Annotated in this window: 22 protein-coding genes and 2 pseudogenes; 9 read left to right on the top strand and 15 right to left on the bottom strand. The window is 52.8% G+C overall.

The annotated features are described in order from the left end of the window. The 7 genes and pseudogenes from JK231_RS14750 to JK231_RS14780 form a co-directional block, all read right to left on the bottom strand. A pseudogene (locus JK231_RS14750) lies at positions 1–202 on the bottom strand (sugar ABC transporter permease); the annotation flags it as partial. A 24-nt stretch (positions 203–226) separates the two neighbouring features. Further along, entirely contained in the window at positions 227–1498 is a 1272-nt protein-coding gene (locus JK231_RS14755) for a sugar ABC transporter substrate-binding protein (protein ID WP_211728910.1), read from the bottom strand. 25 nt (positions 1499–1523) lie between these two features. Continuing rightward, positions 1524–2690 carry a PLP-dependent transferase gene (locus JK231_RS14760; RefSeq protein ID WP_211728911.1) on the bottom strand — a complete coding sequence of 389 codons (1167 nt, stop codon included), beginning with the start codon at positions 2688–2690 and terminating at the stop codon, positions 1524–1526. Continuing rightward, on the bottom strand, positions 2677–3387 hold the full coding sequence (locus tag JK231_RS14765) for a FadR/GntR family transcriptional regulator (protein ID WP_058961058.1): 711 nt from the start codon (positions 3385–3387) through the stop codon (positions 2677–2679). Before JK231_RS14765 ends, JK231_RS14760 begins: the two co-directional genes overlap by 14 nt. 212 nt (positions 3388–3599) lie before the next feature. After that, the gene (locus JK231_RS14770; protein ID WP_045815471.1) at positions 3600–3956 is read right to left on the bottom strand and encodes a cupin domain-containing protein; all 357 of its coding nucleotides are present in this window, start codon (positions 3954–3956) and stop codon (positions 3600–3602) included. Positions 3957–4243: 287 nt separating this feature from the next. After that, positions 4244–5011, bottom strand: a complete 768-nt coding sequence (locus tag JK231_RS14775) for an amino acid ABC transporter ATP-binding protein (RefSeq protein ID WP_034829813.1) — start codon at positions 5009–5011, stop codon at positions 4244–4246. A gap of 1 nt (position 5012) precedes the next feature. Next, a complete protein-coding gene (locus JK231_RS14780) occupies positions 5013–5663 on the bottom strand; it encodes an amino acid ABC transporter permease (RefSeq protein ID WP_058961056.1) in 651 nt (216 codons plus the stop codon). 288 nt (positions 5664–5951) lie between these two features. On the opposite strand from JK231_RS14780, the gene JK231_RS14785 reads away from it, so the two are divergent. From JK231_RS14785 to JK231_RS14795, 3 genes are read left to right on the top strand one after another with little or no spacing between them, the layout of a single operon-like run. Next, positions 5952–6701: a transporter substrate-binding domain-containing protein gene (locus JK231_RS14785; RefSeq protein WP_097117883.1), complete on the top strand. Its 750-nt coding sequence runs from the start codon at positions 5952–5954 to the stop codon at positions 6699–6701. A 51-nt stretch (positions 6702–6752) separates the two neighbouring features. Beyond that, a complete protein-coding gene (locus tag JK231_RS14790) occupies positions 6753–7358 on the top strand; it encodes a cupin domain-containing protein (RefSeq protein WP_211728912.1) in 606 nt (201 codons plus the stop codon). An 18-nt stretch (positions 7359–7376) separates the two neighbouring features. Next, positions 7377–8705, top strand: coding sequence for an FAD-binding oxidoreductase (locus JK231_RS14795; RefSeq protein ID WP_097117885.1), 1329 nt, complete (start codon positions 7377–7379; stop codon positions 8703–8705). 87 nt (positions 8706–8792) lie between these two features. Here the strand turns inward: JK231_RS14795 and JK231_RS14800 are convergent, their stop codons facing one another. The 3 genes and pseudogenes from JK231_RS14800 to JK231_RS14810 form a co-directional block, all read right to left on the bottom strand. Further along, entirely contained in the window at positions 8793–10079 is a 1287-nt protein-coding gene (locus JK231_RS14800) for a PAS domain-containing methyl-accepting chemotaxis protein (protein ID WP_160833823.1), read from the bottom strand. A gap of 244 nt (positions 10080–10323) precedes the next feature. Then, positions 10324–10506: pseudogene (locus JK231_RS14805) on the bottom strand (MFS transporter); the annotation flags it as partial. A gap of 71 nt (positions 10507–10577) precedes the next feature. Next, positions 10578–11876, bottom strand: a complete 1299-nt coding sequence (locus JK231_RS14810; protein WP_211728913.1) for a serine hydrolase — start codon at positions 11874–11876, stop codon at positions 10578–10580. 115 nt (positions 11877–11991) lie between these two features. Here JK231_RS14810 and JK231_RS14815 point away from each other — a divergent pair, with 115 nt between their 5' ends. After that, entirely contained in the window at positions 11992–12894 is a 903-nt protein-coding gene (locus tag JK231_RS14815; protein ID WP_211729046.1) for a LysR family transcriptional regulator, read from the top strand. Positions 12895–12934: 40 nt separating this feature from the next. Here the strand turns inward: JK231_RS14815 and JK231_RS14820 are convergent, their stop codons facing one another. Beyond that, entirely contained in the window at positions 12935–13309 is a 375-nt protein-coding gene (locus tag JK231_RS14820; protein WP_211728914.1) for a hypothetical protein, read from the bottom strand. A gap of 330 nt (positions 13310–13639) precedes the next feature. Between JK231_RS14820 and JK231_RS14825 the strand changes: the two genes are divergently transcribed. After that, positions 13640–15610, top strand: a complete 1971-nt coding sequence (locus JK231_RS14825; RefSeq protein ID WP_211728915.1) for an autotransporter domain-containing protein — start codon at positions 13640–13642, stop codon at positions 15608–15610. 344 nt (positions 15611–15954) lie between these two features. Continuing rightward, positions 15955–17811, top strand: coding sequence for a hypothetical protein (locus JK231_RS14830; protein ID WP_211728916.1), 1857 nt, complete (start codon positions 15955–15957; stop codon positions 17809–17811). Between the two features lie 94 nt (positions 17812–17905). Here JK231_RS14830 and JK231_RS14835 read toward each other — a convergent pair whose 3' ends face one another. After that, a complete protein-coding gene (locus tag JK231_RS14835) occupies positions 17906–19243 on the bottom strand; it encodes a glycoside hydrolase family 10 protein (RefSeq protein ID WP_211728917.1) in 1338 nt (445 codons plus the stop codon). A 138-nt stretch (positions 19244–19381) separates the two neighbouring features. Here JK231_RS14835 and JK231_RS14840 point away from each other — a divergent pair, with 138 nt between their 5' ends. Further along, complete coding sequence (locus JK231_RS14840; protein ID WP_211728918.1) at positions 19382–19708, top strand: hypothetical protein; 327 nt, start codon at positions 19382–19384, stop codon at positions 19706–19708. A gap of 35 nt (positions 19709–19743) precedes the next feature. On the opposite strand, the gene gabP is transcribed toward JK231_RS14840, so the two are convergent. Both gabP and gabT read right to left on the bottom strand, forming a co-directional pair. Continuing rightward, positions 19744–21138, bottom strand: a complete 1395-nt coding sequence (gene gabP, locus JK231_RS14845; RefSeq protein WP_097117893.1) for a GABA permease — start codon at positions 21136–21138, stop codon at positions 19744–19746. Positions 21139–21234: 96 nt separating this feature from the next. Further along, complete coding sequence (gabT, locus tag JK231_RS14850; protein ID WP_058961044.1) at positions 21235–22497, bottom strand: 4-aminobutyrate--2-oxoglutarate transaminase; 1263 nt, start codon at positions 22495–22497, stop codon at positions 21235–21237. A 109-nt stretch (positions 22498–22606) separates the two neighbouring features. Between gabT and JK231_RS14855 the strand changes: the two genes are divergently transcribed. Continuing rightward, positions 22607–24100 carry a PLP-dependent aminotransferase family protein gene (locus tag JK231_RS14855; RefSeq protein ID WP_058961043.1) on the top strand — a complete coding sequence of 498 codons (1494 nt, stop codon included), beginning with the start codon at positions 22607–22609 and terminating at the stop codon, positions 24098–24100. 55 nt (positions 24101–24155) lie between these two features. Here the strand turns inward: JK231_RS14855 and JK231_RS14860 are convergent, their stop codons facing one another. Then, entirely contained in the window at positions 24156–25013 is an 858-nt protein-coding gene (locus JK231_RS14860; protein ID WP_160833830.1) for an aldo/keto reductase family oxidoreductase, read from the bottom strand. Positions 25014–25110: 97 nt separating this feature from the next. Between JK231_RS14860 and JK231_RS14865 the strand changes: the two genes are divergently transcribed. Further along, the gene (locus tag JK231_RS14865) at positions 25111–26022 is read left to right on the top strand and encodes a LysR substrate-binding domain-containing protein (RefSeq protein ID WP_211728919.1); all 912 of its coding nucleotides are present in this window, start codon (positions 25111–25113) and stop codon (positions 26020–26022) included. Positions 26023–26046: the final 24 nt, after the last annotated feature.

Here is a 26046-nt window from a genome sequence, read left to right on the forward strand (position 1 = left end):
ACAGCACCCACCCGCTATCCATCGGATTGAGCAGATTCATGCTCTGAAACGCGTAGGAAATGCCGATCGCCATCGGCACAAAAATAAACAAGGCGATCAGCAACAGTCCCGGCGAAAGATAAAACCACGGCTCAGCCAGCCGCAGCCAGCGCGAGTAGCGTGAGCGCGGCGAGCGGGCATCAAGTGAAGTTTCTAGCATCATCATTGTTCTCCACGCGATCGGTGATTACTGCGTGGCGAGCCAGCTTTTCTGTTCTTTGGTCAGATATTTAGCCCAGTCTTTCACCATGTCTTCGGTGTCGTTTTCGCCCAGCAGGGTTTCCTGGCTACTCTCTTTCACGACCACCGAGTTGAAGTAACCCCAGCCTTTCAGGTGTGTCGGCATGGTCAACGGCACATAGTTAGGATCGTTTAACTCTTTAAACCAGCCGGCAAACTGCGGTGTTTGATAGAAAGGATCTTGCTCTGCGCCTTTATAAATCGGCAGGGTGCCAACAAATTTTGCCCATGCGAGGTTGTTGGTCTTATTACTCAGGAAGGTGATGAGTGGCCAGGCGAGATCTTTTTGTTTGCCCTGTTTAAACATCGCCCAGCCGGTATAACCAATGGTAGGGAAAGCTTTACCCGACGGTCCGACAGGCATCGGTGCAACGGCAAAATCATCGGCGGCCATGCTGTTTTTAATCGCAATCAGCGCATCGGGGTCCTGATCGAGCATGGCGCACTTGCCGGAATAGAAACCGGAGACGATTTCGTTAAAGCCCCAGTTCACACTGTCTTTTGGCGCGCCGCCTTGTTTGTACATGTCGACCAGCAACTGCGCCCCTTTGATCGCCCCTGGCTGAGTCAGAGTACTGTTGCCGGATTTATCGAAGAAATCCGGTGAGCCGTTCATTGCCGCCATAAACATCATCCAGGCGTTGGTGCCGCCGACGCCGCCGCGCATACAGTAGCCGCTGATGCCGTTACCCAACTGGCTGATGCGTTTAGCATCGCTGGCAAACTCATCCATGGTTTTTGGCGGCTCGCTCAATCCGGCCTGCTGGAAGAGTTTCTTATTCCAGAACAGGGCGCGCAGGTAGAAGCCGTAAGGGATCATGGTGGCTTTGCCATTGGCGGCACGCGCCATCGCCAGCGTTTTATCGGTTAACTGGGCGGTGCCATCCCAACTTTTCAGGCGCGGTTCCAGATCCTCCAGCATGTTGTTGCTGGCATACAGCCCTTGCCAGGTATCGGGCATTTCCACCACATCGGGCACTTGTCCGCTTTGCAGCATGGTGCCTAATTTCTCAAACGCCTGACCCCACGGCAGTGAGATCAACTCAATTTCCGTGCCGGGATGCTGGGTTTTGTATTCGGTCAGCATCTTCTGCAGCAGTTCAGTGCGGGGCGGGCTGGTAATCACTTCCACCACGGTTAATTTTGCCGCCATACTGCTGAGTGCTGAACCCAATCCAATGGCTAAAACCAGTGCGTTAATCGCAAAACGAGTCGTCATTGCAGCTTCTCCTGGGAGTGAGTGATTATGCGCGGGTTGCGGTAGCCAGCGCCTGTTGCAGGTCGTTCCAGAGGTCTTCGGTCTCTTCCAGACCAATCGAGATGCGGATCAAACGTGGCGAGACGCCGAAATCAACGGCTGAGTTAAATTCGCTGGCTTGATTGATGACTGAGATGGCGGGCATCACCAGACTTTCGAATCCACCCCAACTCACCCCCATATGGAAATAGTGCAAGGCGTTGCAGAAGGCGGGGATATCGATTTGTTCGGTCACTTCAAACGCAAACAGGCCACTGTAGCCGCGCAGCGATGACCAGGATTTGGGGGACAAACCGGGATGGCACACTGCCGTAACCTGTGGATGGGCACTCAGCTTTTGTGCCAGTTCCATGCCGCTTTGGTGATGCTGCTTCATGCGCAGGGGGAGCGTGCGCAGACCACGGATCAGCAATGAGGCTTCATGCGCCGATAGCTTGCCGCCGAGGAAGGGGCTGATGTGGCGTGAGATATAGCCGATGTGCTGTTGACTGGCAATGACCAGGCCGGCCACCACATCACTGTGCCCGCTGATGTATTTCGATGCCGAGTGCACCACGATGTCGATCCCACACAGTAACGGCTGCTGGAAAATCGGCGACGCCCAGCTGTTATCGATAATGGTGACCGCACCAGCATCACGCGCCAGCGTGGCCAGTTTATTCAGGTCCAACTCGCTCATCACCCAACTCACCGGACTTTCCAGGTAGAGCAGGCTGGCACCCGGCAGCGCGGCACGAATTGCCTCTTCATCATCACCATCGACGAACTCGGTGGTGATACCAAAACGCTGGCAGAAGCCACGCAGGAAGCGATACGTATCGGGATAGACGTGATTAACACACACCACTTTTGCGCCGGGTTGCAGCACGCTGAGAATGGCATTGCTGATGGCGGCCATGCCGCTGCCGAACGCCAGGCAAGCCTCGCCCCCTTCCAGTGCGGCAACTTTCTCCTGCAGCGCTCGGACCGTGGGATTATCGACGCGCGAATAGAGCGGTTGATCGCTTTCGCCACGGAAGCGGGCAATCATGCTATCGTAATCGCTGAAGGTGAACAGTGACGATTGGTAGATCGGCGGGGTGACCGCGCCTTTTTCATGGCGTAAATCATGGGACAAAAGTGTTTGTTGCGAGACCGGTTTATCGTTTGGCATTGATGACATCCTTCATGTCGCGTTCAGTGATATCGAGAATTTGATGGCAAATGGCGCGCGCGGCTTCACCATCCCGCTGGCAAATGGCATTGAAGAGATCGCGGTGTAACGGGAAGGAGTCGGCAAACAGTGCCTGCTCCGGTGGCGATTCAAAAAAGGCGTGCATGCTGTCGTAGATGCCGTTGAGCATTTGCAGCAGAAGGGGGTTGCCTGAAGCGCGATAAATGCTGGTGTGAAACGCCCAGTCTTCGGCACCGGCTGAGCCGACCGCCAGATGCACGCGCTCCATTTCAATCAATCGCTGTTCGATTTCCAGCAGGTCTTCGGCGCTTGCACGCTGTGCAGCGAGCACACAGGATTCTGATTCGATAATGCGACGGACCTCCAGCGCGTGCAGCATATTGGCGGAGTCATTTTTGAATCGCAGCGAGAGAAAGCTGTCGTTGATGCCGACATCTGCCTGCAAAAACGTGCCGCTGCCTTTCTTACGCAGAATGATGCCCAGTGCTTCCCAGCGTTTTAACGCCTCACGCACGGTGTTGCGGCTCACCCCGAGTTTTTCCGCCAGCTCGCGTTCAGGCGGTAAGCGACTCCCCGGCTGCGCGCCGGATTGCGCCATAAAACGCGTGAGTGCATCAAGAATCAGCGTGTCACTGCGCGGTGTGGTTATCGGTTGAAGCTCAAAAGGAGATTGCATAGCGCGGCCTTAATTGGTCCAACATCTCTACCAATTTCATAGCAAGGCGCGTGCCATTATTTTTATGCCTGATTTAATTGACATTTCTGGGCAGTAATAAGCAGGAGATCTGAGTTTTACTGGTGCAAGGCGAAAAAATATGCACCGGGATGTCACAGCGAGGATATAAAAAAGGCGCGAATTAACGCGCCATTTATAAATGCGGAAATAAATTAGCTGGCATCAAAAATCACATACAGTTTACGCATCGTGTTTTCAATTACCCAGGTCCCTTCAGTATTGGCTTCGAAGAAAAAGGAATCACCCGGTTTAAAATTTAGGGTTGCTTCGCCATCAGGAGTAAATGAACCTGTGCCGTTAAGAAAATGCATAATTTCAGCCTGTTTCACTGAGCGACGATAGGAACCTGCTGCGCATTCAAATATGCCCGTATCGATATCTTCTTTGCCGGGAATCACTTTCTGGATACCGGAAAGGGCAATAGTGCCGCTGCCCGGTAAGCCTTCCACGCTGCCCCAGGGTTCCATTGTTTCAATTAACGCTGGCTGTTCAATTTTTTGCACCTTCATCAGTTCCTTTTCCTGTAAGCAGTGACAAATAGCACTCACCACAATGGCAAAGTGCATTGGGGAAAAACTCAATTCAGATTAAGCGATTGCAGTAAAACCTGAGGGGACTTATTGCCGTGCGAATAACATATTTGAATGATTATTCGCACGGCTTTGGCAGAAACTTTTGTTTCCTCACCATGCTTCACGCTGCAAGTGGGGGGCGGCGTCCATTCACCCCCGATCAGTCATCTGAGTCGGTTCCAGGCGACGCCTGCCTGCACTTTGAAAGGGGGTGAGAGCGCCGCCTAACTCAGCGTTTGGCAGCATGAGCAGGGCTGCGCAACGGTGTTACCCAGAACACGGCGCAGGAAATCTTGCGTGCGCGCTTCTTGTGGTCGCAGTAACAGGTTGTCAGCGGGACCTTGTTCTACAATCTGTCCGCTGTGCAGGAAGCAGACGCGATCGGCCACTTCACGCGCGAACTGCATCTCATGGGTGACCACGATCATGGTCATCCCTTCACGGGCGAGATTGCGCATGACCTGCAGCACTTCACCCACTAATTCGGGATCAAGCGCGGAGGTGGGCTCATCAAATAAGATCGCTTTGGGCTGAAGGGCCAGCGTGCGGGCAATCGCCACGCGCTGTTGCTGTCCGCCAGATAACTGGGCTGGCCATGCGTTGATTTTCTCAGCCAGACCTACCATTGCCAGTAAGTCTTTGGCGCGCTTTTCCGCCACGTTGCGAGATTCACCGTTGACGTGAATCGGACCCTCCATCACGTTTTCCAGCACGCTGCGATGCGGGAAAAGGTTGAAACGCTGAAACACCATGCCAATCTGACGCCGCAGGTCGTTAATGCTCTTGTGCTTGTTGTTGACGCGCTGGCCCAGTACGGTGATATCGCCGCCTTCATAGGTTTCAAGGCCGTTGATGCAGCGCAGTATGGTTGATTTACCTGAACCCGAAGGGCCAATCAGGCAAACCACTTCGCCTTCGCTGACCTTGAAACTCACGCCTTTCAGCACCTCAATGGGGCCGAATTTTTTGTGTACCTCATGAATTTCAATCATCTTAAGCCCCTTTCATCTGACGTTTTTCCAGCTTCTTGGTGAGTGCCAGCAGCGGCAGGCAAAGCACCAGATACAGCAGTGCCACCAGCGTGTACACCGTGGTGTTATCGAAGGTTGAGGCAGCAATCAGCTGGCCCTGACGTGTCATTTCCGTCACCGCAATGGTCGAGGCAAGCGCAGAGTCCTTGAGCATCATCACGAGCGTATTGCTGAACGGGGGTAAGGCAACATGGAAAGCCTGAGGCAGCACCACGCGGCGCATGGCTTTGCCATAACTCATGCCCATTGATCGCGCGGCTTCAAGCTGCCCGCGATCAACCGATTCAATGCCGGAACGAAATATTTCTGCGATGTAAGTGGAAAAGCAAAAGGCGATACCAATAACACTGGCCTGAAACGAGGTGAGGGTGATGCCAATATCCGGGAAGACAAAGTAGATATAAAACAGCACCACAATCATCGGCAGACCGCGCGTGATATTAATGATGGTGGCGATCGGCCATGAAATGATTTTCCACGGACACATTTTGGCTGCGGCAAAAATCAACCCCAATGGCGTACTGATTATCAGAGACAAAAGGGTGATATAGATCGTCATTTCAGCCCCTTTCAATAAAAAGGGCAGATACTGGTGGATGCTGCTCCAGTCCATTTTGTTCTCCTGGCTTGTAGTGTCACCCTAAAATCAGGCGATAAATTCATTATAATGAATATCGTTGATAGCAAATCGCTGTCAATCTTTACTCTCATGACAGAGATAGCATTTACTTATTACGCTCATACGAACAAGCTATAGGTGTGATATTTAGTGAAATCAAAGGCTTTATTGTTAATTTGTGAGTTGGCGCATTTTCATTAAATAAATCGTTGACAGCAGGTGTGCAATTTTCATTATAGTGAAAAAGAGCATTATCCCTTTCATTGCACCCAGGAGTGAGCCATGTTTGCCATTCGTTCCCCGTTGATGATCCTCGGCCTCACGGCTGCGTTGAGTTTCAATGCCAGTGCAGCGGTGTTAACCGCGGGTTCACCGCCATCGAGTGCACCCACTACCTTTCTCAATACCCAAACGGGCAAGATTGAGGGTTTTATGCCGGATGTGGCCGCAGAAGTGGCTAAACGTGAGCATTTGGACATCCAATACAGCGCAATCCCTTTTTCCACGCTGATACAATCTGTTATTGCCGGAAAGATTGACATGATAGTGGCGGGAATGACACCGACTGAAGAGCGCGCGAAACGTATTACGTTCTCTCAACCGGTGACGGCTTTTGGCGCGGGATTGATCGTGCGGGATGACAATAAAAAAGCGTATAACTCCTGGCAGGATCTTAAGGGTGAAGTGGTAGGCACCATGGCCGGTACCGATTATACCCAAAGCCTGATGGCCAGCGGTATTGCGAAAGAAGTGAAGGTCTACGACAGCCCTGCGGATATGACGCGAGATTTGTCACTGGGTCGCGTGGCGGCCGGATTAAATGACTATCCGATACTAAAAGCGCAGGAAAAAGCCGGTGGACTAAAAGGCATGCATGTAGTGGACGGTTATAAACCGGAGCATGTTTCCCCCATGGCGTTTGGCGTGAAGAAAGGCAACGATGCGTTAATGGCGCAGATCAATAGCGCGTTAACCAGCATGAAAGAGGATGGCACGTTGCAGACGATTAAAACCAAATGGGGCATGCCCTGATTGATGACACCCTTAAGCACAGCTGACAGGGATGCGAATGGAATTCAGCCGATGAAAAAAGAATCGATCATCAAAGGGGAGTCAGGCGCGCAGGAAGCGGATATCGGCTCCCGCGTAAAACGTGTGCGCAAGGCGCGGAATATGACCATTACTGAATTGGCGCTGCTGGCGAATGTCTCCGCTGGCGCGATCAGTCAGATCGAACGCAATCTGACGAATCCGACAGTGCGTGTGCTGGAACAACTGCGTCTGGTCTTAAAAGTCCCCCTTTCGGCCTTTCTGGAAGAGGCCGAAGCTCACACTCGTGGTGCTGAGCATTATGTCCGGCGCGCAGCGGAACGCCCGCACTTTAACGTGGGTAAACAGGGCATTTCTAAACAGATGCTTTCTCCCTCGGGCGACCATGATTTGCAGTTCATGTTCATCAATATCCCGGCTGGCGTGCACTCCGCTGAGATGTTAATGGGGAAGGGGGAAAAAGCAGGCTTAGTGATGGCGGGTGAACTGACGCTGGAGATTGAAGGTGACACCGTGCTTTTGACACCCGGTGACAGTTTTCAATTTCAGAGCCATCTCCCGCACAACATTTTTAACCCGACGTCCAGTGACGCGACTGTGTTGTGGATCATGCATATTTCCTCTGAGCAACATTTATAAAGGTCAGGATTGAACATCATGCGCATCAACGTGAATACCGTAGCAGACAGTGAAACTTTCCCCAGCGCGGTGGATGTCATCGTCATCGGCGGCGGGATTATTGGTACTTCCGTCAGTTATGAACTGGCAAAGCAGGGCGTTTCCGTGGCGCTGTTTGAAAAAGGCGTGATTGGCGGTGAGCAGTCGGGACGCAACTGGGGCTGGGTTCGCCAGCAGAATCGCGATCTGTATGAGCTGCCGATGGCGATACGCAGTTTGCAGCGTTGGGAAGCGTTGAGCGGCGAAATCGGACTCGATCTTGGCTTTAGCCGCCAGGGAATCACCTACGGCACGCTGAGTGAAGCGGATGTGGCGCGCTGGGAAGCCTGGGGCAAGCAGGCGAAACAAATCGGCTTTGTTAGCCACTTATTGACGGGCAAAGAGACGCGCGAGCGCATTGGTGAACAGGCCCAATGGGTGGGCGGCGTGTGGTCACCGAGCGATGCGCGTGCTGAACCCTCCATGGCCGCCCCGGCCATTGCCGCGGGCGCGAAAAATCTGGGTGCTTCAGTACATCAAAACTGCGCGGTGCGTGGATTGGATATCAGCGGCGGGCGCGTCACCGGCGTATGGACCGAGCGTGGCTTAGTGAAAGCGAACCGGGTGATCTGCTGTGGCGGTGCCTGGAGTTCCCGCTTCTGCAAACAGTACGGTGTTGAACTGCCGAGCGCCAATATCTTGGGTACGGCGTTTAAAACCACAGCCGCACCTGAAGTGATCAAAGGCTGTATTAGTATGGGCGGTTTATGTATTCGCCGTCGTCAGGATGGCAGTTACACCGTGGCACTCTCCGGTCGTGGGCAGATCGACCTGGCTCCGCAAAATATCCGCTATGCCACCAAATTTTATCCGATGTATCGCAGCAAAATTGCCAAAAAACTCAAAGTGCGCATCAACGGCTCTTTCTTTAATGGTCCGGAAGCCGCGGGTTCCTGGTCGAATCAGAGCTTATCGCCATTTGAAAAGATCCGTGTGCTCGATCCCGCCGGCGATCCGTCGATTGTACAGGAAGCGATGCAACTGCTGGTTCAGTTTTACCCGGAACTTGCCGGGATCAAAGTGGATCATGCCTGGGGGGGCTGGATCGACACCACGCCTGATCTGGTGCCAGTGATTGATGAGATGGATACGGTGCCGGGCCTGTTTATCGCCTCAGGCTTCAGTGGCCATGGTTTCGGCATCGGTCCAGGTGCGGGCTTATTGTGTGCGCAGATGGTGAATAACCAACCGCTGTTTACGGATGCTGAACCTTACAGTCTGGCGCGCTTTGCCAAAGGTAATGAGATTCGCGAACCGCAGATGATGTAAAAGCCTGCCAGGTACTGACCGATCGTGGCATCGTTAAAAGTGAAAGGCGGCCTTCAGGCCGCCTGAGCATCGCTGGTGGGTGATAACCTAAACATCCAGTCGATGAATGACATTCACAAACTCATGCACACCACTGTTTATTTCTCGCAGGCTGCGTGACAGCACGCTGATTTTATCCTGCTCGGTCACCACGAACTGTTTCACTTCGCCTAACTGTTGCTCCATCTGATGAATCAGCATGGCGTTGTGCTCCACGACTTGAGTGATCTTTTTGGTTGCGCTGGAGGTGGAAGCCGCCAGACGCCGCACTTCATCCGCTACCACACTAAATCCACGCCCCGCTTCACCCGCGCGCGCGGCTTCAATCGCGGCATTTAACGCCAGGATATTGGTTTGTGAAGCAATCAGATTGATGGTTTCTACCACTTCGTTGATGCTTTTCGCCGAGGCATTTAACTGGGTGCCAATATCGGTGGCGGCATTGACTTGTACTGCCACCAGACCGGAGTTGCGGATGGTTTCATCCAGCACTTCGTTGGCGTTATCCGTTATTTGCGAAGTTTGTTCTGAGGTGGTGAGGGCAATATCAGCGACCCGTTTTGCCGCTTCAACCCGCGTGGTGATATCGGAAGCAATTTTGATCACCTTGTACACTTTGCCGTCGGCATCAAACACCGGATTGTAGCTCGCCTCCAGCCAGATACGTTCGCCCGCGGCGGTCTTACGCTCAAAGCGCCCGACAAAGTGTTGCCCCTTAGCGATTTTGCGCCAGAACTCGGGATTTTCCCGATAAAAGTTATCGAAACAGAACAAGCGATGATGCTGACCGACAATCGTTTTAAGCTCGTAACCCATGTGTGTCAGGAAATTCGCGTTGGCTGTCAGAATATGACCATCGGGCGTGAATTCAATGACGGCCATGGAGCGGTCGAGAGCGGTGATCACTGCCTCTTTATGCTCAAGTTCTTCATGTCGGGCAGTGATATCACTGGCGACTTTAATCACCTTATAGACTTTGCCTTTATCATCGCTCACCGGGAAGTACGTTGCGCTCAGGTAGAAACGTTGGCGTTGTTTATTAAAGCGTTCAAAAATTCCGGTGACGGATGCACCTGAGGCCAGCGTCTGCCAGAAAGCAAAGTACTCCGATGACTGGCTGTAGGCCGGGCTGCAGAAAATGCGATGATGCTGTCCCTGAATCTCATGCAGGTTGTAGCCGGTCACCTCAAGGAATTGCGGATTGGCGCTGAGGATTTCACCGCTGGGCGAAAACTCAATCCATGCCACATGTTGTTTGATTGCATTGATATCTTTGAGTACATCGCCACTTTTATAAAATGGCAGAGAAAGGCTGGATTTCTTCACCCCAAACATGTGTGACCTCAGGCGATATTATGTCATTGAACATAATGCGTGCAGCGTTTGCCGCTCCGCTGAATTTCCTCAGCTGAACACTTTTCTTGCGATGTGCTTCTCTGCGCGTACGCAGGCTGGGTGTATTGAGTTTTGGTTGCCTGATGTTGTGGTAAACGGACCGGTTACGGTCCGCTTTGATAAAGGTAGCTTAATTATCGGCGCGGTTTCCAGAACATTTAACTAAAATGCATGAAAAAGCGTTTCACTTGCCAGACTGCGGATAAGCAAGGGTTTTCAACCGATCATTTGGTGGTCGCGAGGCGATAATGCCAATCACGCCACCCGCGATCAGTGCCACCGCCACCACCAGTAAACCTGAATGATAACTGTGGGTCATATTCTTAAGTTTTCCCAGTACGGGTGGCAATCCCAAACCGACAAATGAGAGGAAAAGTAAACTCATACCCACAAGCAATTTATCGCGCCACACCCCTGTATGGCGCGAATAAATGCTGTTTAATGCAACTGTTGCGCAATCGCGCTGTACATCAGAGCCGCTTCGAGTGGCTGCGCGCTGAAGGAGGGTTCAGCCTGAGGCCAGGTTGACCATTGTACGATGACCAGGTTTTCTGCACGGTTAACCATAATGATTTGCCCATAAATGCCCAGAGCCCATAGTGAGTGCTTCAGCCCCTCTGCTGCAGTGGGCACGACATGTTGTGCATTGGCGGGGATAGCATTATTCCACCATTGATAACCGTAAATACCCTCCGGATGGGCCGCACTGACAGAGTCTTTTGCCTGTGTCCATGTTGCTGCGTCATTCACCCAATTGTCAGGCAAGATTTGCTTACCATCGGGCAGGCGACCTTCGTTGAGGATAAATTCACCAAAGCGACCCCAATCTTCCAGCGTGGCGTTGAAACCATGAGCACCCACGTCATGCTTTCCTGATTGGTAAGCATGCCAGACGCCATCACTGGCCATGCCATTGGGTTGCCATACGGTTTGCTGCAGGTAAGCCGCCAATGACATGCCTGTTGCCCGTTCCAGCACATCCCCCAACAACCATGCGCCACCGGAAGAGTAAGACCACTGTTCACCCGCAGGATGCGCGCGTTTCAGATGAGAGACGATATTACGCACACAGGCATAGGCGCCAGCTTGCGCTTCGCACTGGGTCAACTGCGCAAAGTCAGAGTTCGGATTAGTGTAATCCTCATTCCATGCCACGCCGGAAGTGTGCTGGATGAGCTGTTTAAGGGTTACGCCATCCCATGCGGTTCCCTTCAGTTCGGGTTCATATACAGTGATGTTGTCATCCAGTGAATGAATTTTTCCCTGCTTGATGGCGATGCCCACCAGTGTAGACACCACCGATTTACCCACTGAGCGCGAGGTCCACAGGGTGGTGTCGGTATTACCTTCGGCAAAATATTTGTAGGCGACTTTGCCGTTTTTCAGCACCAGCATGCCCGCGACATTTTCACGTTTTAAGTAATCAGCGAGGTGATAGGTGTGGCCATTAACCTGATACTGCGCATCAACTAACAGGTTATTGGCACGCGCCAGTGGCTTCGCTTGCCCATGATGAAACACATCTCCCGCATAATTTCGGTAATCATTACGGAAACCGACTACTCGATCTTTTTGACTCCAGCTCAGCATCTGGTGAGGGTCAGGTAACTGATGATCAAAGGGGGCAGGACAGGGCGTGAGCGCCACGCCATCGCACTCTGTCGCAGCAGTTGCATAGCTACTCACAGCTAGTGAGAGAGAAAACAGCAGGGGTTTAATCACGGTGTGACGTTGCATGAAAAGTGCCTTTGTAGTGCAGTTAAGAGTGCGGCGAGTATAGAAATCTATGGGGCGAGGTTAAAATCACCCCATGGGGGAAATTCCCCCCCAAATGTTAGACATAGGATTTCAGATGAATGCGCTGCGCTATTCCTTTTCACAAATTGAAGCCTTTGCGGCGATTGCAGAGTTCGGCACGGTTTCCCGTGCAGCAGAGAAACTGAGGAAAGATCGCACCACCGTGCGCGATCTCATCGATTACCTGGAGGATGCCCTTGGCTACTCGTTGTTTGAGCGTGAAGGGCGCAAATTGGTGCTGACATCCAGGGGGGAGCAGTTACATCGTCAGGCGCATTTGCTGGTGCGTCAGGCTCATGCATTTGAAGCTTTCGCGCAGACCTTGCCGGAGTCGCGCACGCAGCAAATCACGCTGGTGTATGACCCTTTTGTCCCGCAGTTATTTTTGCAGGCATTCATCAGTGAGTGCAGCAGGGCGCAGGTGCAATTAAGTCTCTGGTGTGCTTCGCGTTTCGAAGCTGAGAGTGCCCTAAAATCGGGCAAGGCCGACCTGGCAATTTGTCAGGCAGTGAATCGTTCGTTAGGTAATGAGATGGAGTGGAGCGCGTTAGGTGCCATTGAACTGAACTTTTATGCGGCGACAGCATTGTTCGCTCATCAAGATTCACCTCTGACGTTGCTAAACCTCGCCCTGGAACCGCAATTGGTAATGCATGCGCATGCTGATGAACAAATCACGCACCGTCTGCAAATTTCGGGACAGTCACTGTTTGTGAACGAGCGAACCATGCTGCAGTCTCTGATGGAGCAGGGGCAAGGTTGGGGATTTCTACCAACGCATTTTCAGGCGCAGAAATGGCATCAGGTGCAAGTTTTGCCAACTGAGGTGGGGCATCAGGGACTCAATATCACTCTGGTGGCACTGTGGGCGCCGGGAGCGAGAAGGCACCAGGTCGTTAATGATGTGGTGGTTAAATTGCAACGGCTGTGGCAGCAGTACGGGGCATTCTCTTCCTGATAAGAGCCGTGAGTGGCGCTCCACGGCTCTGAGGATAGCATCAGGGCAGCGACTTAGCGGATTCTACAATCTCAACCGGCCCATGGTTATCGCAATGATCACCGTGTGGATGATGCAGATGCCCATCAACCAGGTAGTCCACATGGTCGCCATGCGGTACGGCTTCATGCCCACATCCGGGCCCATGAACATGTCCTGGTTCATGACCACTGCAATGGTGGTCTGGCGTGCATTGATCGGGATTGTGCGCATTCACCGGTAATACATGTTCATCAACATGATCTCCGTGTGGATGATGAAGATGGCCGTCGTGCAAGTAATCGATATGTCCTTCATGGCGAATCGCGGTATGACCACAGTGCGCACCATGTTGATGGTCATGATGTTGGTGATGCTGCTCTTTACAATCACTCATTTACTGACTCCATATCCAGAGATGTGGCGCAAATTGCGGTTGCCGGATCCTTGCCCGGCAACCCATAACTATAGATCAGTCCTTCCTTCATGAGAGACGTGCGGTAGTGTGAGCGAGGTTAAATTCCTAAAAATACTCGCAGTAATCTTATGTATGCAAACTGGTATTACCTTCCCTGACTGACTACACCTTAAACGTCCTTGTTATCCCCTTAACGTCCTTTTCGCATCCTTGATGCGACCTTATTGACTTGTGTTGCTGCGGTGTCATGCGCAAGTCACATCTTTTACGCGTCAGGCACAAACCGTCTGACTCATCACGGAGTGGATGATGAAAAAACGCAAATCCGCACTTTCCCTTGTCGCGATAGCGACCATAAGTACCCTGCTGGCAACACCTGACGCTGAGGCGTGGGACAGCTTAACGGTTTTTGGTGATAGCCTGAGCGACGGTGGCAATGTTGGGCGTTTTACCGCCGACGGCGCGCAGCATCCGCTGTACGATGAAATTTTGGCAACGCATCTGGGTGAAAATCTACTGCCTTCCGATTTAGGGGGCAGTAACTATGCCCAAGGTGGTGCTGTTGCGGTACCTGCTTTGGATCCTGATTTGAACACCCAGGACCAGCTGGCGACCTATCTGCAATCCACCGGTGGGCGCGCTGACAGCAACGGCTTGTACATTCATTGGGTCGGTGCAAATGATATTGCCGCCGCCGTCACCAATCCGCTCACCGCACGTGAAACCATTAGCAACAGCGCAGTTTCTGCGGCTTCCCAGGTCAAAACGCTACTGGATGCGGGCGCGGGAGCGGTCATCGTGCCCAATGTTCCGCAATTGGGGCTGACGCCCTACATGGTGCAGATCGTCTTGAGTACGTTTGGAACATCAGCCATGGTCGCGGCTTTTCAGTCGCTCGATAACGCTGCCACACCGGATGCTGCCGCCCGTCAACAGGCGGTGAAAGAGGCCTTTACAGCCGCCGCCGGACAAATTTTGGGCGACCCCACGGCGCGTGACGTATTGGCTCAACAGCTTTACGACGCCTGGCAAGCACTCAGTACTCAGGTGACAGCCTTGTCCGATGGCTACAACCAGCAGGAAGAGGCCCAGTTGGCCGCGTTGAAGGGCAATATCGTTCGGGTGGATATCGCTGGACTGTTTAGTGAGGTGGTCGCAAACCCGGGACGTTATGGTTTGACCAACACCATCGGCATTGCCTGTCCGGTGGGCACCTCTGCAGATGAATGCCACTCCTCTGATGCCGGTTTTAGTAGCGCACAAGCGTATCTGTTTGCCGATCGCCTGCATCCCAGCCCGGCAGTGCACGCTATGCTGGCAGATTATATTCAATCGATTCTCGATGCTCCTGCACAGGTCGCGGCACTGTCGCAATCCACACTGCTGATGGCGCGCGACATGCATAATACACTGGATGGGCATTTGCAACAGCAGCGCCAGCAACCGGCCAGCGCGGGACAGTTCACAGTGTTTGGTGGCTATGCCGGGCAGCACGTCGATTATCAAGGTGATGACTGGAGCGACGGTGATGCAAACACCACTAATCTGACGTTGGGGATCGGCTATCAATTGACCGATAACTGGCAAACGGGTTTGTTGTTCTCAAACAGCAATCAGCGCATGGATCCCTCATCAAACTATGACTACAAGCTGCGCGGTAATCTGGTGGCGCTCTACAGTCAGCTCACCTTGTTCGATCAAGGCTGGATCAACGCCGATCTCCATTATGCCGATCTCGATTTCGACAGTATCGAGCGTAACATCAACATCGGCCCTGCCACCCGGACTGAACAAGGCAACAGCAGCGGTAAATTACTGGGCATGCGGGTACAAAGCGGCTGGGACTTACCCTTGGGGAACCATATCACGACCGGCCCGGTAGTCAGCTATGCGTTGGATTATGGTCGCGTGGGTGGCTATCAGGAAAATGGCAACACCAGCACCTCGATGCGCTTCTCTGATCAAACGCTTCACTCACAGATCGGTTCAATTGGCTGGCGCGTCGATAGCCGGCAGTGGGTGGTCAATCCGTGGGCTCAGGTCAGTTATAACCATCAGTTTGGTGACACGGATGCCACCGTACGCGCGGGTTTGAAATCCACCCAGACCTCTTTTGAGCGGACGGTGGCGGCTGGGGATAAAAACTGGCTGGATGTGGCGGTCGGTGCCAATGTGCCGTTGGGCGATACGGTCAATGCCTTTGCTGGCGTGTCTACCGTCGCCAGTAACAGCGATTACCATCAGGTGACCTGGAACGTCGGGGTGAATGCCACATTCTAGGATGATGTGCCAGCAAGTCGTGGCTTGCTGGCACCGTTTTAGCTTCACTTAACCTTAATAAATAAGTGAATGAATCAGTTACCGGCTTAAGGTATTCGATCGGAATCTTGCGTAGATTGCTCAATTGTTGGGGCCGCGATAAGCAATAATGTGCCTGCGATTATTCTGTAAAACCCCGCCCTTACCGCTGCGCTTTCTTTCTACAATCATTATCTTGGTTAATTCCATTTATCTGTTGGATGTTTAACGCCTCTAATTACACTGGCACACATCAACATATTAACTATCAGCTACTTATACTGCATGGGGGCAGTTATTTTCTCTTAATATTTAAGGGGTACACCATGGTTAATGCGTCCAATAACACCACGCCACAAAATGCCGTCAACGCCGCAACGGGTACCGTTGTGCAGTTAAAAACCATTGATGAATTACGTGCTACAGAACCGACATCCGCCGGGGAAATTGCGTCGGTGCTGGAGTACACCAAAGGCAGTAAAATGGGCGGCGGGGTGTTTGTGTATGACGCGACCGATACCACCAGCCCAGACGATGGTGGAATTGTCTTTATCGCGGCAGGCAATAAACGCTGGAAGCGAGTGATTCAGGATTACAGCACCGTCACCGTTTTGGATTTTGGTGCTATAGCCGACGGTAAAACGGATTGTATCGAGGCAGTAAAACGTATGTTTACCTGGTCACAGCGTGTGCTGCCTGCTGCCGGTATCCGTTTTACCGCCGGTGTATTCAGCATGTCTACTTTCGACATCTCAGACAAAGAGATTAACCGTTTTAAAGTTTCAGGCGCCAATGTCAATTTTGGCTACTTTCCGACAACCACGTTAGTTTTCAATTGGGAGACCCAGCCCCGAGGGCTCCATTTTTTCAAAGTGAATGCGCGCTATGCAGAGATATCAGGCATTGTGGTAAAAGGCATGAGTTCAAACAACGGCGGAGACGGCGGTACCGCATTTAATAAAGTCGGTTTTTACGCCAACATTATTACCGGTGGGCAGTTTCTGCGGGTGAGCAGTATGGAGTTTCGCTATCTGGGCGGACGAGCACTGGATCTGATCGATACGCTGGATTGTAAGATTGATCAGTTTTATTCAAGAGGCTGTCAGGACAGCATTGTGTATGCGCGCTGGTCCGATCGTGCAGCAGGTGCCTGGGACCACAGCACGGCCATTGAATTATCCAACTTCAATTTGCAAGAAAATACCCTAAAGCCGGTGTTGGATTTACCGCGCTGCACCCAATCCTTTATTCGTAATGGCTGGATTGAACATTCAGAATTCGCCGGGGATTTAACTAATGGTCAGTGGGTGATAGAGGGGTTGGCGATTGAATCAACGACTAACCCGTTAAAATTGGGTTATTGCCGCGCGTTGATCATTCAGAAAAGTATTCATAATCAAAGCGCCGGGTTTGATTACAGTACCGCAGGTATCGAACCCTGGTCACTGCTGGCGGAAGGTGATCGCGGGCTGATGGAAATATCGGATTGGGGTGCCATCATTCAGGGCTCGCTAAACTACGATTATATTACCTCGCAACACCATATGGATAACCGTAGCGATAAAGAGAAATGGTTCTACATTGGCGAATTTAATTTCTCGGATGAAGGGACTCAGATTCACGTGCGTGTGGTGGGGACATCGCAAATATTATCGCAAAGCGCCACGCAAACTCAGTACTCTGGACGGACGCCAGAAGGGGTGGCCAATATTTACCTCCAGGCGCGCAATAATGCCAATACCATTGGCAGCTGGTATGGCGAAGGCTCATGTCCGGTGACGAAAGTGCACATTGAAGGCGGTGCCACCCGTACGAAGCTCTACGTTAAATTGGCGCAATTCACTGGATTTGCCACCGCGCTGGTGGAAACCAATGGTAAAGATCGCTACAAGGCGGGATTATGTTTTATCTTCCGCAAAAGCTATACCGCCTGCTCTGAAGCCGATGCGCAAAAGTTCGATGTAGCCCCTGTGGTGGCTTTCGAACAACACTGGATTGGCAATGAAAAAGTCGGGATCGGCTACAACAACGACCAGGAATTGCTGTTAAATGGAACGGTTATTACTGGCCAGCCTGAAGAGTACGAACCGGGAAAATGGCGTACCCGGCGTTATTTGAAAGTCCGGGTGAATGGCAACGAATGGAGTATTCCTTTAAATAGTGCAACAGAGCCGTTTATCTAAAGAGCAGCCAGCAACGTCTGTTGCTGGCGTAGTTTTCATCTCCGTATGTTGGATGAGATATACCGGAAAAATCGGTTGTAAGTTGCTGTAGAAATTAACTTCCCCAACGGCTGCGTAAATAATTCACCGCCTGCTGAGTTTGCGGTTGGTTAAGGTAGTTTTCGCGGAACAGAATAGTGCCGTTAATTTGTGGCACAGATTCATTGAGGTCCAGCTGTTTTTTCAGTTCCGGCACACCGCCATTAATGGTCCAGTCTGGCTCCATCTTGGAGGTTTCACCGACTTTATACAGCGCTACACCGATATAGAGCCGGGTGTGCGTGGGTTTGACTACATTGGCCCACCAGTTCGCGAGCACATCATAACGTGCAGCCTGGCGTGAAAATGGCCAGTAGATCTGTGGCGCGATGTAATCTAACAGGCCCAACTGCACCCATTTACGCGTATCTGCATAAGATTCGTCGTAGGCCGCCGCGCCGCGCGTGTCTGAGCCTGCGGGATCGTGGGATACGTTGCGCCACACACCAGCGGGGCTGACGCCGAATTCGACATTCGGTTTTAACTGCTTAATGGTGCGGGACACTTGTTCAATCAGCTGCTGAGTATTGTGACGTCGCCAGTCCGCTTTCGAGGCATATCCCTGACCATACTGGCGGAAGGTGGTGCTGTCATTCAGCGTTGAGCCGGGCGATTCCGCATAGAAATAGTCATCAAACTGCACGCCATCGATATCATAATTTGCAACCACCTCCGCCACGATGCTGGTAATCCAGTCGCGGGCATCAGGAATGCCTGGGTCCAGCACAAAGCGATCACCTGCGGTGCGGATCCAGTCACGATGGAGCACAAAAACGCTGGCTGGATGCAGGGAGAGTGTGTTGTTGAGTTCTGCCACCGTCGAGGGTTTCACGTTGGTAGAAACGCGATAAGGGTTAAACCACGCATGCACTTTGATACCGCGTTTGTGTGCTTCATCCAGCATAAACTGCAGCGGATCGTAACCGGGATCTTCCCCAATCTTTCCGGTCATCATATCTGACCAGGGTAAGATTTTAGAACGCCACAGTGCCGTGCCGTCAGGTTTCACCTGGAAGAAGACGGTATTAATACCGAGACTTTTAAGTTTATCCAGCTTATCGGTCAGCGCCTTTTGTTGCTGGCTGATGCGATTTGCCGGGCTGGCATTCACTGAGGCCATGGGTGGCCAGTCAAGGCGCGACACCGTGGTGAGCCACACACCACGCACCGGTTCTGCGCTGGCAACGGGCTGAACAGGATGCGGTTTCGGCGTTACTGTCGGGAACGGGGTGACCAGTGATTTAGGCGGCTCGGAACTGCAGCTGGCTAAAAGCAGTGCAGCCAATAGCGTGGCCATTTTATTCACGGTAGTTATACGGGGAAAACGCGCGGAACAGGCTATGATAAACTCCATTTTTTTCAATTTACTGTTCGAAGAGCCTCATTCTCTTCTCATCAGCCTTAAAGTCAATAAGAGCCCTCGGTAACGTTGTTATGCCATCCATGACGAACGCTGCCCACGGGAACTCACTAAAAACAGGAATACACTGCCATGACCTATGAAGACCTTTACCGCCGCATCGCGATGATTGTTTTCAGCTGTGGACCGCAAGGTGCACGCGAATTAATCGTAAAAGCTGAACTGTTTGCCGATGACGAGGGCGGTGAATACCAGTTCGATTATCTGGATGAAAACGGCGAGCCAGACTGGTTTGAACCTGATGCACAGGCAATTGGTGATTTAACTGAAGCATTGAAAGATTTCCAACACTACTTCGTTGAGCACGATATGACCGAAGGGAAGCCAGTGTGGAATAAATGCGTTGTGGTGATTAACGTGCCGGAAGAGTCGATCAGGATCGATGTGCAATATGAGTAAGGCTTCCGGGCCTCCCAGCCCGGAAATTTCTGGCATTATGAACGCACTGCCACTAACGCCTCGCGCTCGCGCAAAGCGCGTTTACGATGCACGATGCGGCTGGTGATCAACACCGCCAACGTGAGTAGACCGGTGGCTATGATCTCAGAGCGATGCGCCGGCATAAACAGCATTGAGACCAACACTCCCACGATGAACACCATGGTTGCCCAGGTTAAGCCTGGGAACAGCCACATGCGATAACTTAAGATCTCACCCCGTGCCTCGCGCTTTTTGCGCAACACCAGATGCGAGGCCGCTATCACCAGGTAAACCAGTAACGCAATCGCGCCGGAACTGGCTAGCAGGAACTCAAATACTGCTGCGGGTGCCAGATAATTGGCGATCACCGCGAGAAATGCAGCGGCAGTTGAGGCGATGACTGCAACCCAGGGCGTACCGCTGCGCGTGGTTTTTGATGCCGCGGCAGGGGCATCCTGACGACGGGAAAGCGAATACAGCATGCGTGAAGCCGTATAGAGCGCAGAGTTAAGACAGCTGCACACCGCGATCAACACCACTACATCGACGATTTGCCGCGCGTAAGGAATATTCATCATCTCCATCGCCGTTTGATACGAACCGGCTTTCATCAGCGATGTGGTATTCCACGGCACCAGCGAGATAACAATGAAGATCGACAGCAAATAAAACAGCGCAATACGCCAGATCACGGAGTTGGTGGCCTGCGTTATCTGCTTTTTCGGTTCACGTGATTCCGCTGCCGCGATGGTGACGATTTCCGTTCCCATAAAGGAGAACATGGTGGTCAGAATGGCAGCCAGTACGGCACCGATGCCGTTTGGCATAAACCCGTGCGTGTCATAGAGATGGGAAATGCCTTGTGTGCTGCTACCGGGCATCAGGCCGAATATCGCCAGGCTGCCGACAATCAGGAAGGCGACAATGGCGACCACTTTCAGCAGCGCAAACCAGAATTCGAACTCACCGTAATTCTTCACGCTGAACAGGTTGCTGACCGTCAGAAACGTGGTGATCGCCAGTGTATATTCCCACACGGCAATCTGCGGGAACCAACTGTGCAATATCGTGCCTGCGGCATTGGCTTCAAGCGGAATGACCAGCACCCAAAACCACCAGTAGAGCCAGCCAATGGTAAATCCAGCCCAGCGTCCCAGTGATTTATCTGCATAGGTGGAGAAAGAGCCGGAGTCCGGTGAGGCAACGGCCATTTCCGCTAACATGCGCATAATCAGCACCACCAGCGCACCGGCTGCGATGTAGGCCAGTAACACGGCGGGGCCTGCTTCGGCGATAGCATGACCGGAACCGACAAACAGGCCGGCACCTATTACACCGGCAATGGATAACATGCGGACATGACGCGGCTTTAAGCCTTGCGCAAGCGCATCAGCATTCTGTGAACTCATTGTTTTCTCCAGATTGTCTCTCGGGCTGTGATTTGACACAGCCTGGCTGCAGCAGGTGGATGACCAGCCCGCATACGGGCTGGCTAAGCTGGGGGCCTACGAATCCTGGTGCGCGCTCAGCACATGGCTGAGAATCTCCAGCGCCTGGCTGAATTGCGCATCCGGAATAGTGAGCGGATAGAGGAAGCGAATCACGTTGCCCTGCGGACCACAGGTCAACAACAGTAAACCGCGCGCCATGGCGTGTTGCTGGATGGCCTGAGCGGTTTGCGCCTCGGCAAACTCCACCGCGACCATCGAACCTAATGCGCGGATATCGGTGATCGCAGAGCAGTGGCGACGTGCCTCATTGAGGAATTCGACCAGTTGCGCACCCAGTTTCACTGAGCGCTCACACAGTTGTTCTTCAGCAATAATATCCAGCACCGCATGCGCGGCGGCAATCGCTAGCGGGTTTCCGGCGTAAGTGCCACCCAACCCACCGGGGCCGGGCGCATCCATGATCTCTGCGCGACCACTCACCGCAGACAACGGCATGCCGCCCGCCAGACTTTTCGCCATAGTGATCAAGTCTGGTTTAACGGTGTAATGGTCCATGGCAAACAGCTTGCCAGTACGACCAAAGCCGGTTTGCACTTCGTCGGCAATCAGCAGAATGCCGTGTTGATCGGCCAGTTGGCGCAGGCGAACGAAGAACTCAGCAGGGGCGATGTGGAAACCGCCTTCACCTTGTACTGGCTCCAGCACAATGGCTGCCACGTCTTGCGGCGCGATGTCCTGAGTGAAGATGTCTTGCAGGCTCGCCAAAGCATCATCAACGCTGATACCGGTCACGTTGTTGGGGTAACGAGCGTGCCACACGGAAGCAGGCATCGGGCCAAAGTCACGCTTATAGGGGGCCACTTTACCGGTCATCGCCATCGTCATAAACGTACGACCATGGAACGCGTTACCGAAGGTGATAATGCCGTGACGGCGTGTGGCGGCGCGCGCAACTTTAACGGCATTCTCAACCGCTTCAGCACCGGTTGAGAAAAAGGCGGTTTTGGCTTTACCGGCTATGGGCACCACGCTGTTGATGCGCTCTGCCAGGCCGACATAGCTCTCGTAAGGCGTCACCTGGAACGCGGTATGGGTGAATTTTTCTAACTGTTCCGCGATGGCTTTCACAATGCGCGGATGACGGTGGCCGGTGTTGAGCACCGCGATACCACCAGCGAAATCAATCCAGCTGTTGCCTTCAACGTCACGCAACGTCGCGTTCTCTGCCTGATCGACATACCACTGGCAAAGATTACCGGTGCCACGTGGGAGTGCGTCATCTTTACGTTGTTGCAGCTGGCTGTTTTTACCTTCCATAACCTTTCCTTAGCGATAAGCGTCTTTACAAATCACGACAAACACGCTTATTTATCCCTGCGCTAAGGTTTGTTGCCAGAGCCACTTTTACAGAAAAGGATGGAGCCAATTGCGGAGTTTGTACGCCGATCATGTATTAGAACGTTTGCAGTTTATGCCGGAAGGGACGTTGCAGCAGCGCCTGTTAGCGTGTATGCAGGCGGCGATTGTTGAGGGGATTTTTCCACGCGCCACGCGATTACCGGCCACGCGCGATATGGCACGGGAGTTATCGGTGTCACGTAATACCGTACTTAACGTTTATGAAAATTTGATGTCACAGGGCTATGTTACAGCGCGCACCGGCAGCGGAACCTGGATCGCCGAAACGCTGCCTGAAGGGTGTTTAAACAGCCCGCGTGGCGATGACCTGACGCTGCCGCTGAGCGTGAAAACGGCGGCGATTTCTAAACGCGGTGCATCGCTGTTGGGCCATGCCAACGCCTCGCCTTATCAATGGGGCGCGTTTGTGCCAGGCGCGCCGGATGTCACGCAGTTTCCGCACAAACTCTTTAGCCAGATTCAGGCGCGATTAAATCGCGAGCCCGATGTTGATCGACTAATTTACAGCAGCAATGGCGGCTGTCCGCTATTGCGACAGGCACTGGCGGACTATCTCAGCGTGGCCCGATCGGTGCGTGCGGATGCGGATCAAATCATCATCACCGAAGGCATCCATCAGGCGGTTGATCTGGTCACGCGCGTACTCTGCGATCCGGGTGATACCGCGTGGATTGAAGAGCCTGGCTACTGGGGAACCCGTAATCTTTTACGCATCAATGGGTTGAAAATACAGGCCATGCCGGTCGACGATCAGGGCATTATTCCTGACTTACCGCCGCGCAGTCGGGCGCCAAAAGTGATATTTGTGACACCGTCACACCAATACCCATTGGGCGTTCATCTCAGCCTTGAAAGACGTAAGCAGTTGCTGGATTTAGCCAGCAAACATAAAACCTGGTTGATAGAGGATGACTACGACAGTGAGTTTCGCTTCGCGGGTCAGCCATTTCCCTCGCTGCAAGGTTTTGAGCCCGATGCGCCGGTGATTTACATGGGCACGTTCAGCAAAACGCTCTATCCGGCACTGCGACTGGGTTATCTGGTGGTGCCAAAAGCGCTGGCTCAACCTTTACGCGTGGCGGCGGCGGAACTCTATCGTGGCGGGCATCTGCTGGTGCAGCGGGCGCTGGCGGAATTTATCCAGAAAGGGCATTACATGGCGCATATCCGCCGTATGCGCAAACTCTACAGCCAGCGTCGTCGATTTTTAGCGGGTCTGATTGAGCGTTATCTTGGCGCTGATTTTATGCCGCGCGTCAATCATGAAGCGGGCTTGCATCTGGTGGTGAATTTACCGGCTGGATGTGATGATGTGGCGATTGCTGCACTGGCGCTGCGGCGCGGTGTGAAGGTTAGACCGCTGTCGCAATATTACATGCACCAGCAGGAGCGACGAGGATTGCTGCTGGGTTATGCCTGCGTGGATGAGCGTCAGTGTCAGGATGCGTTTGGTGTATTGAAGGCATGTCTGATGGAGAGCGGGATTTTAGCGCGTTCGTAGACGTGTGCGCATGCAATCATAATGTTGGGCGGCCCGGGGGCCGCGTCATTCAGGACTAAGCGATGCCGTTTAAACGTTGCACGACATCAGCACTCAACACCAGATCGCCACTGGCGAGATTCTGCTGGAGATGTTCTGGTGATGATGTGCCAGGAATCAACAGAATGTTTGGCGAGCGCTGAAGTAACCAGGCCAGGGCAACCTGCAATGTAGTGGCATTCAACTCTTCGGCCACGGCGGTAAGCTGCTCGGATTGCAGCGGTGAGAAACCACCCAATGGGAAGAACGGCACATAAGGAATGCCCTGCGCAGCCAGTTGATCGACCAACGCTTCATCCTGGCGATTCGCCAGATTGTAAAGATTCTGCACACAGGCGATGGGCGTCATTTTCTGCGCGTCCGCCACTTGTTTGGCCGTTACGTTGCTCAGACCAATATGCTTTACCAGTCCGCGCTCTTTAAGCTTGATCATCGCTTCGACCTGCGGTTCGAGTGAGCCTTCTGCAGGTGCGTGCACGTCGAGCATCGAACGCAGATTCACGACTTCCATCACCTCCAGACCAAGATGACGCAGATTGTCTTCTACCGCCTGGGTCAATTCATCGGGCGAGAAAGCGGGCAACCAGCCTCCTTTCGCATCACGACGTGCACCGACTTTAGTGACGATCACCAGATCGTCGGAATAGGGATGCAGGGCTTTTTTAATCAGTTGATTAGTAATGTGCGGACCGTAAAAGTCGCTGGTATCGATATGATTCACGCCAGCAGCCACCGCATCACGTAGCACCTGTAATGCCCGATTCTCATCTGCCGGTGGGCCAAACACGCCTTTGCCAGCGAGCTGCATGGCGCCATAACCGAGGCGTTTAACCTGACGATCGCCCAAAGTATAAGTATTTACGTTGTGAGACATGGAAACCTCCTTCGTCGATGTGTGTACAGATTGTAATCGACGCATGGCTGTGCAACTATCCGGTGAAATCAGGACACAGTGTGCGGAATGGCGAACAATGGCATTGGATATTGCACTGCTACATGCGGTGGTGGCCGTGGGAAAAGCGGGCGGATTTCGTGAAGCCGCCCGCATGACGGGAAGCAATCCTTCTCGTTTAAGTGACGCCGTAAGACGAGCTGAGGAGCAGTTGGGCGTGCGGTTGTTCAATCGCACCACGCGCACCGTCGCGCTCACCGAAGCAGGCAGGGCGTTAATGACGCGCTTAATGCCAGCAATGAATGAAGTGGATGCGGCACTCGATTCGCTCAATCATTTCCGCAACACACCGGGTGGCACGTTAAGAATCAATGTGCCCGTTAGCGCGGCCCGCCTGGTTTTGCCCTCTATCGTGCCCGGCTTTTTGGCGCGATATCCTGACATACAGCTGGAAGTGGTGGCGGAAAGCAATGTGCAGGATATCTTCCGCGACGGCTGTGATGCCGGAATTCGTTACGACGATCATCTCGAACAGGATATGGTGGCATTACCGATTGGACCCCGCGTACAACGCTTTGCAGCAGCGGCCTCATCCGCTTATCTTGCAAAATTTGGCACGCCACAACATCCACGTGATTTGCTAAAGCATCGTTGTCTATATGGCCGCTATGCCACAGGAGTCATTGCAGATTGGGAGTTTGAAAAGGGCGAAGAGGTGGTGCGTTTACAGCCTAAGGGGCCGCTTATTTGCAGCATCGGCGCGGCCATGGATCTCACGGTCGCGGCTGCGGTATCCGGCGCAGGGGTGGTCTATCTGTTTGAGGATTGGATCAAATCCGCACTGGATAATGGCAGCCTGCAACCCATCCTAAGCGAGTGGTGGCAGAGCTTTTCCGGACTGTGGCTTTACTATAACGACCGCCGTTTGATCCCAGCACCGCTGCAGGCTTTTCTTGATTATGTGCGCGAACTTAATGTGCAAGATGAGTGAGTGTTTCACGTTGCCTGAACCACT

Origin of the sequence: Pantoea sp. JGM49 (assembly GCF_018257655.1) — a bacterium.
In the GTDB taxonomy this organism is placed as follows: Bacteria; Pseudomonadota; Gammaproteobacteria; order Enterobacterales; family Enterobacteriaceae; genus Pantoea; species Pantoea communis.

Bases quoted from the DNA above. Each gene is read 5' to 3' on its own strand.
- JK231_RS14755 (WP_211728910.1), bottom strand. From the start codon at position 1,498: ATGACGACTCGTTTTGCGATTAACGCACTGGTTTTAGCCATTGGATTG.
- JK231_RS14760 (WP_211728911.1), bottom strand. From the start codon at position 2,690: ATGCCAAACGATAAACCGGTCTCGCAACAAACACTTTTGTCCCATGAT.
- JK231_RS14765 (WP_058961058.1), bottom strand. From the start codon at position 3,387: ATGCAATCTCCTTTTGAGCTTCAACCGATAACCACACCGCGCAGTGAC.
- JK231_RS14770 (WP_045815471.1), bottom strand. From the start codon at position 3,956: ATGAAGGTGCAAAAAATTGAACAGCCAGCGTTAATTGAAACAATGGAA.
- JK231_RS14775 (WP_034829813.1), bottom strand. From the start codon at position 5,011: ATGATTGAAATTCATGAGGTACACAAAAAATTCGGCCCCATTGAGGTG.
- JK231_RS14780 (WP_058961056.1), bottom strand. From the start codon at position 5,663: ATGGACTGGAGCAGCATCCACCAGTATCTGCCCTTTTTATTGAAAGGG.
- JK231_RS14785 (WP_097117883.1), top strand. From the start codon at position 5,952: ATGTTTGCCATTCGTTCCCCGTTGATGATCCTCGGCCTCACGGCTGCG.
- JK231_RS14790 (WP_211728912.1), top strand. From the start codon at position 6,753: ATGAAAAAAGAATCGATCATCAAAGGGGAGTCAGGCGCGCAGGAAGCG.
- JK231_RS14795 (WP_097117885.1), top strand. From the start codon at position 7,377: ATGCGCATCAACGTGAATACCGTAGCAGACAGTGAAACTTTCCCCAGC.
- JK231_RS14800 (WP_160833823.1), bottom strand. From the start codon at position 10,079: ATGTTTGGGGTGAAGAAATCCAGCCTTTCTCTGCCATTTTATAAAAGT.
- JK231_RS14810 (WP_211728913.1), bottom strand. From the start codon at position 11,876: ATGCAACGTCACACCGTGATTAAACCCCTGCTGTTTTCTCTCTCACTA.
- JK231_RS14815 (WP_211729046.1), top strand. From the start codon at position 11,992: ATGAATGCGCTGCGCTATTCCTTTTCACAAATTGAAGCCTTTGCGGCG.
- JK231_RS14820 (WP_211728914.1), bottom strand. From the start codon at position 13,309: ATGAGTGATTGTAAAGAGCAGCATCACCAACATCATGACCATCAACAT.
- JK231_RS14825 (WP_211728915.1), top strand. From the start codon at position 13,640: ATGAAAAAACGCAAATCCGCACTTTCCCTTGTCGCGATAGCGACCATA.
- JK231_RS14830 (WP_211728916.1), top strand. From the start codon at position 15,955: ATGGTTAATGCGTCCAATAACACCACGCCACAAAATGCCGTCAACGCC.
- JK231_RS14835 (WP_211728917.1), bottom strand. From the start codon at position 19,243: ATGGAGTTTATCATAGCCTGTTCCGCGCGTTTTCCCCGTATAACTACC.
- JK231_RS14840 (WP_211728918.1), top strand. From the start codon at position 19,382: ATGACCTATGAAGACCTTTACCGCCGCATCGCGATGATTGTTTTCAGC.
- gabP (WP_097117893.1), bottom strand. From the start codon at position 21,138: ATGAGTTCACAGAATGCTGATGCGCTTGCGCAAGGCTTAAAGCCGCGT.
- gabT (WP_058961044.1), bottom strand. From the start codon at position 22,497: ATGGAAGGTAAAAACAGCCAGCTGCAACAACGTAAAGATGACGCACTC.
- JK231_RS14860 (WP_160833830.1), bottom strand. From the start codon at position 25,013: ATGTCTCACAACGTAAATACTTATACTTTGGGCGATCGTCAGGTTAAA.
- JK231_RS14865 (WP_211728919.1), top strand. From the start codon at position 25,111: ATGGCATTGGATATTGCACTGCTACATGCGGTGGTGGCCGTGGGAAAA.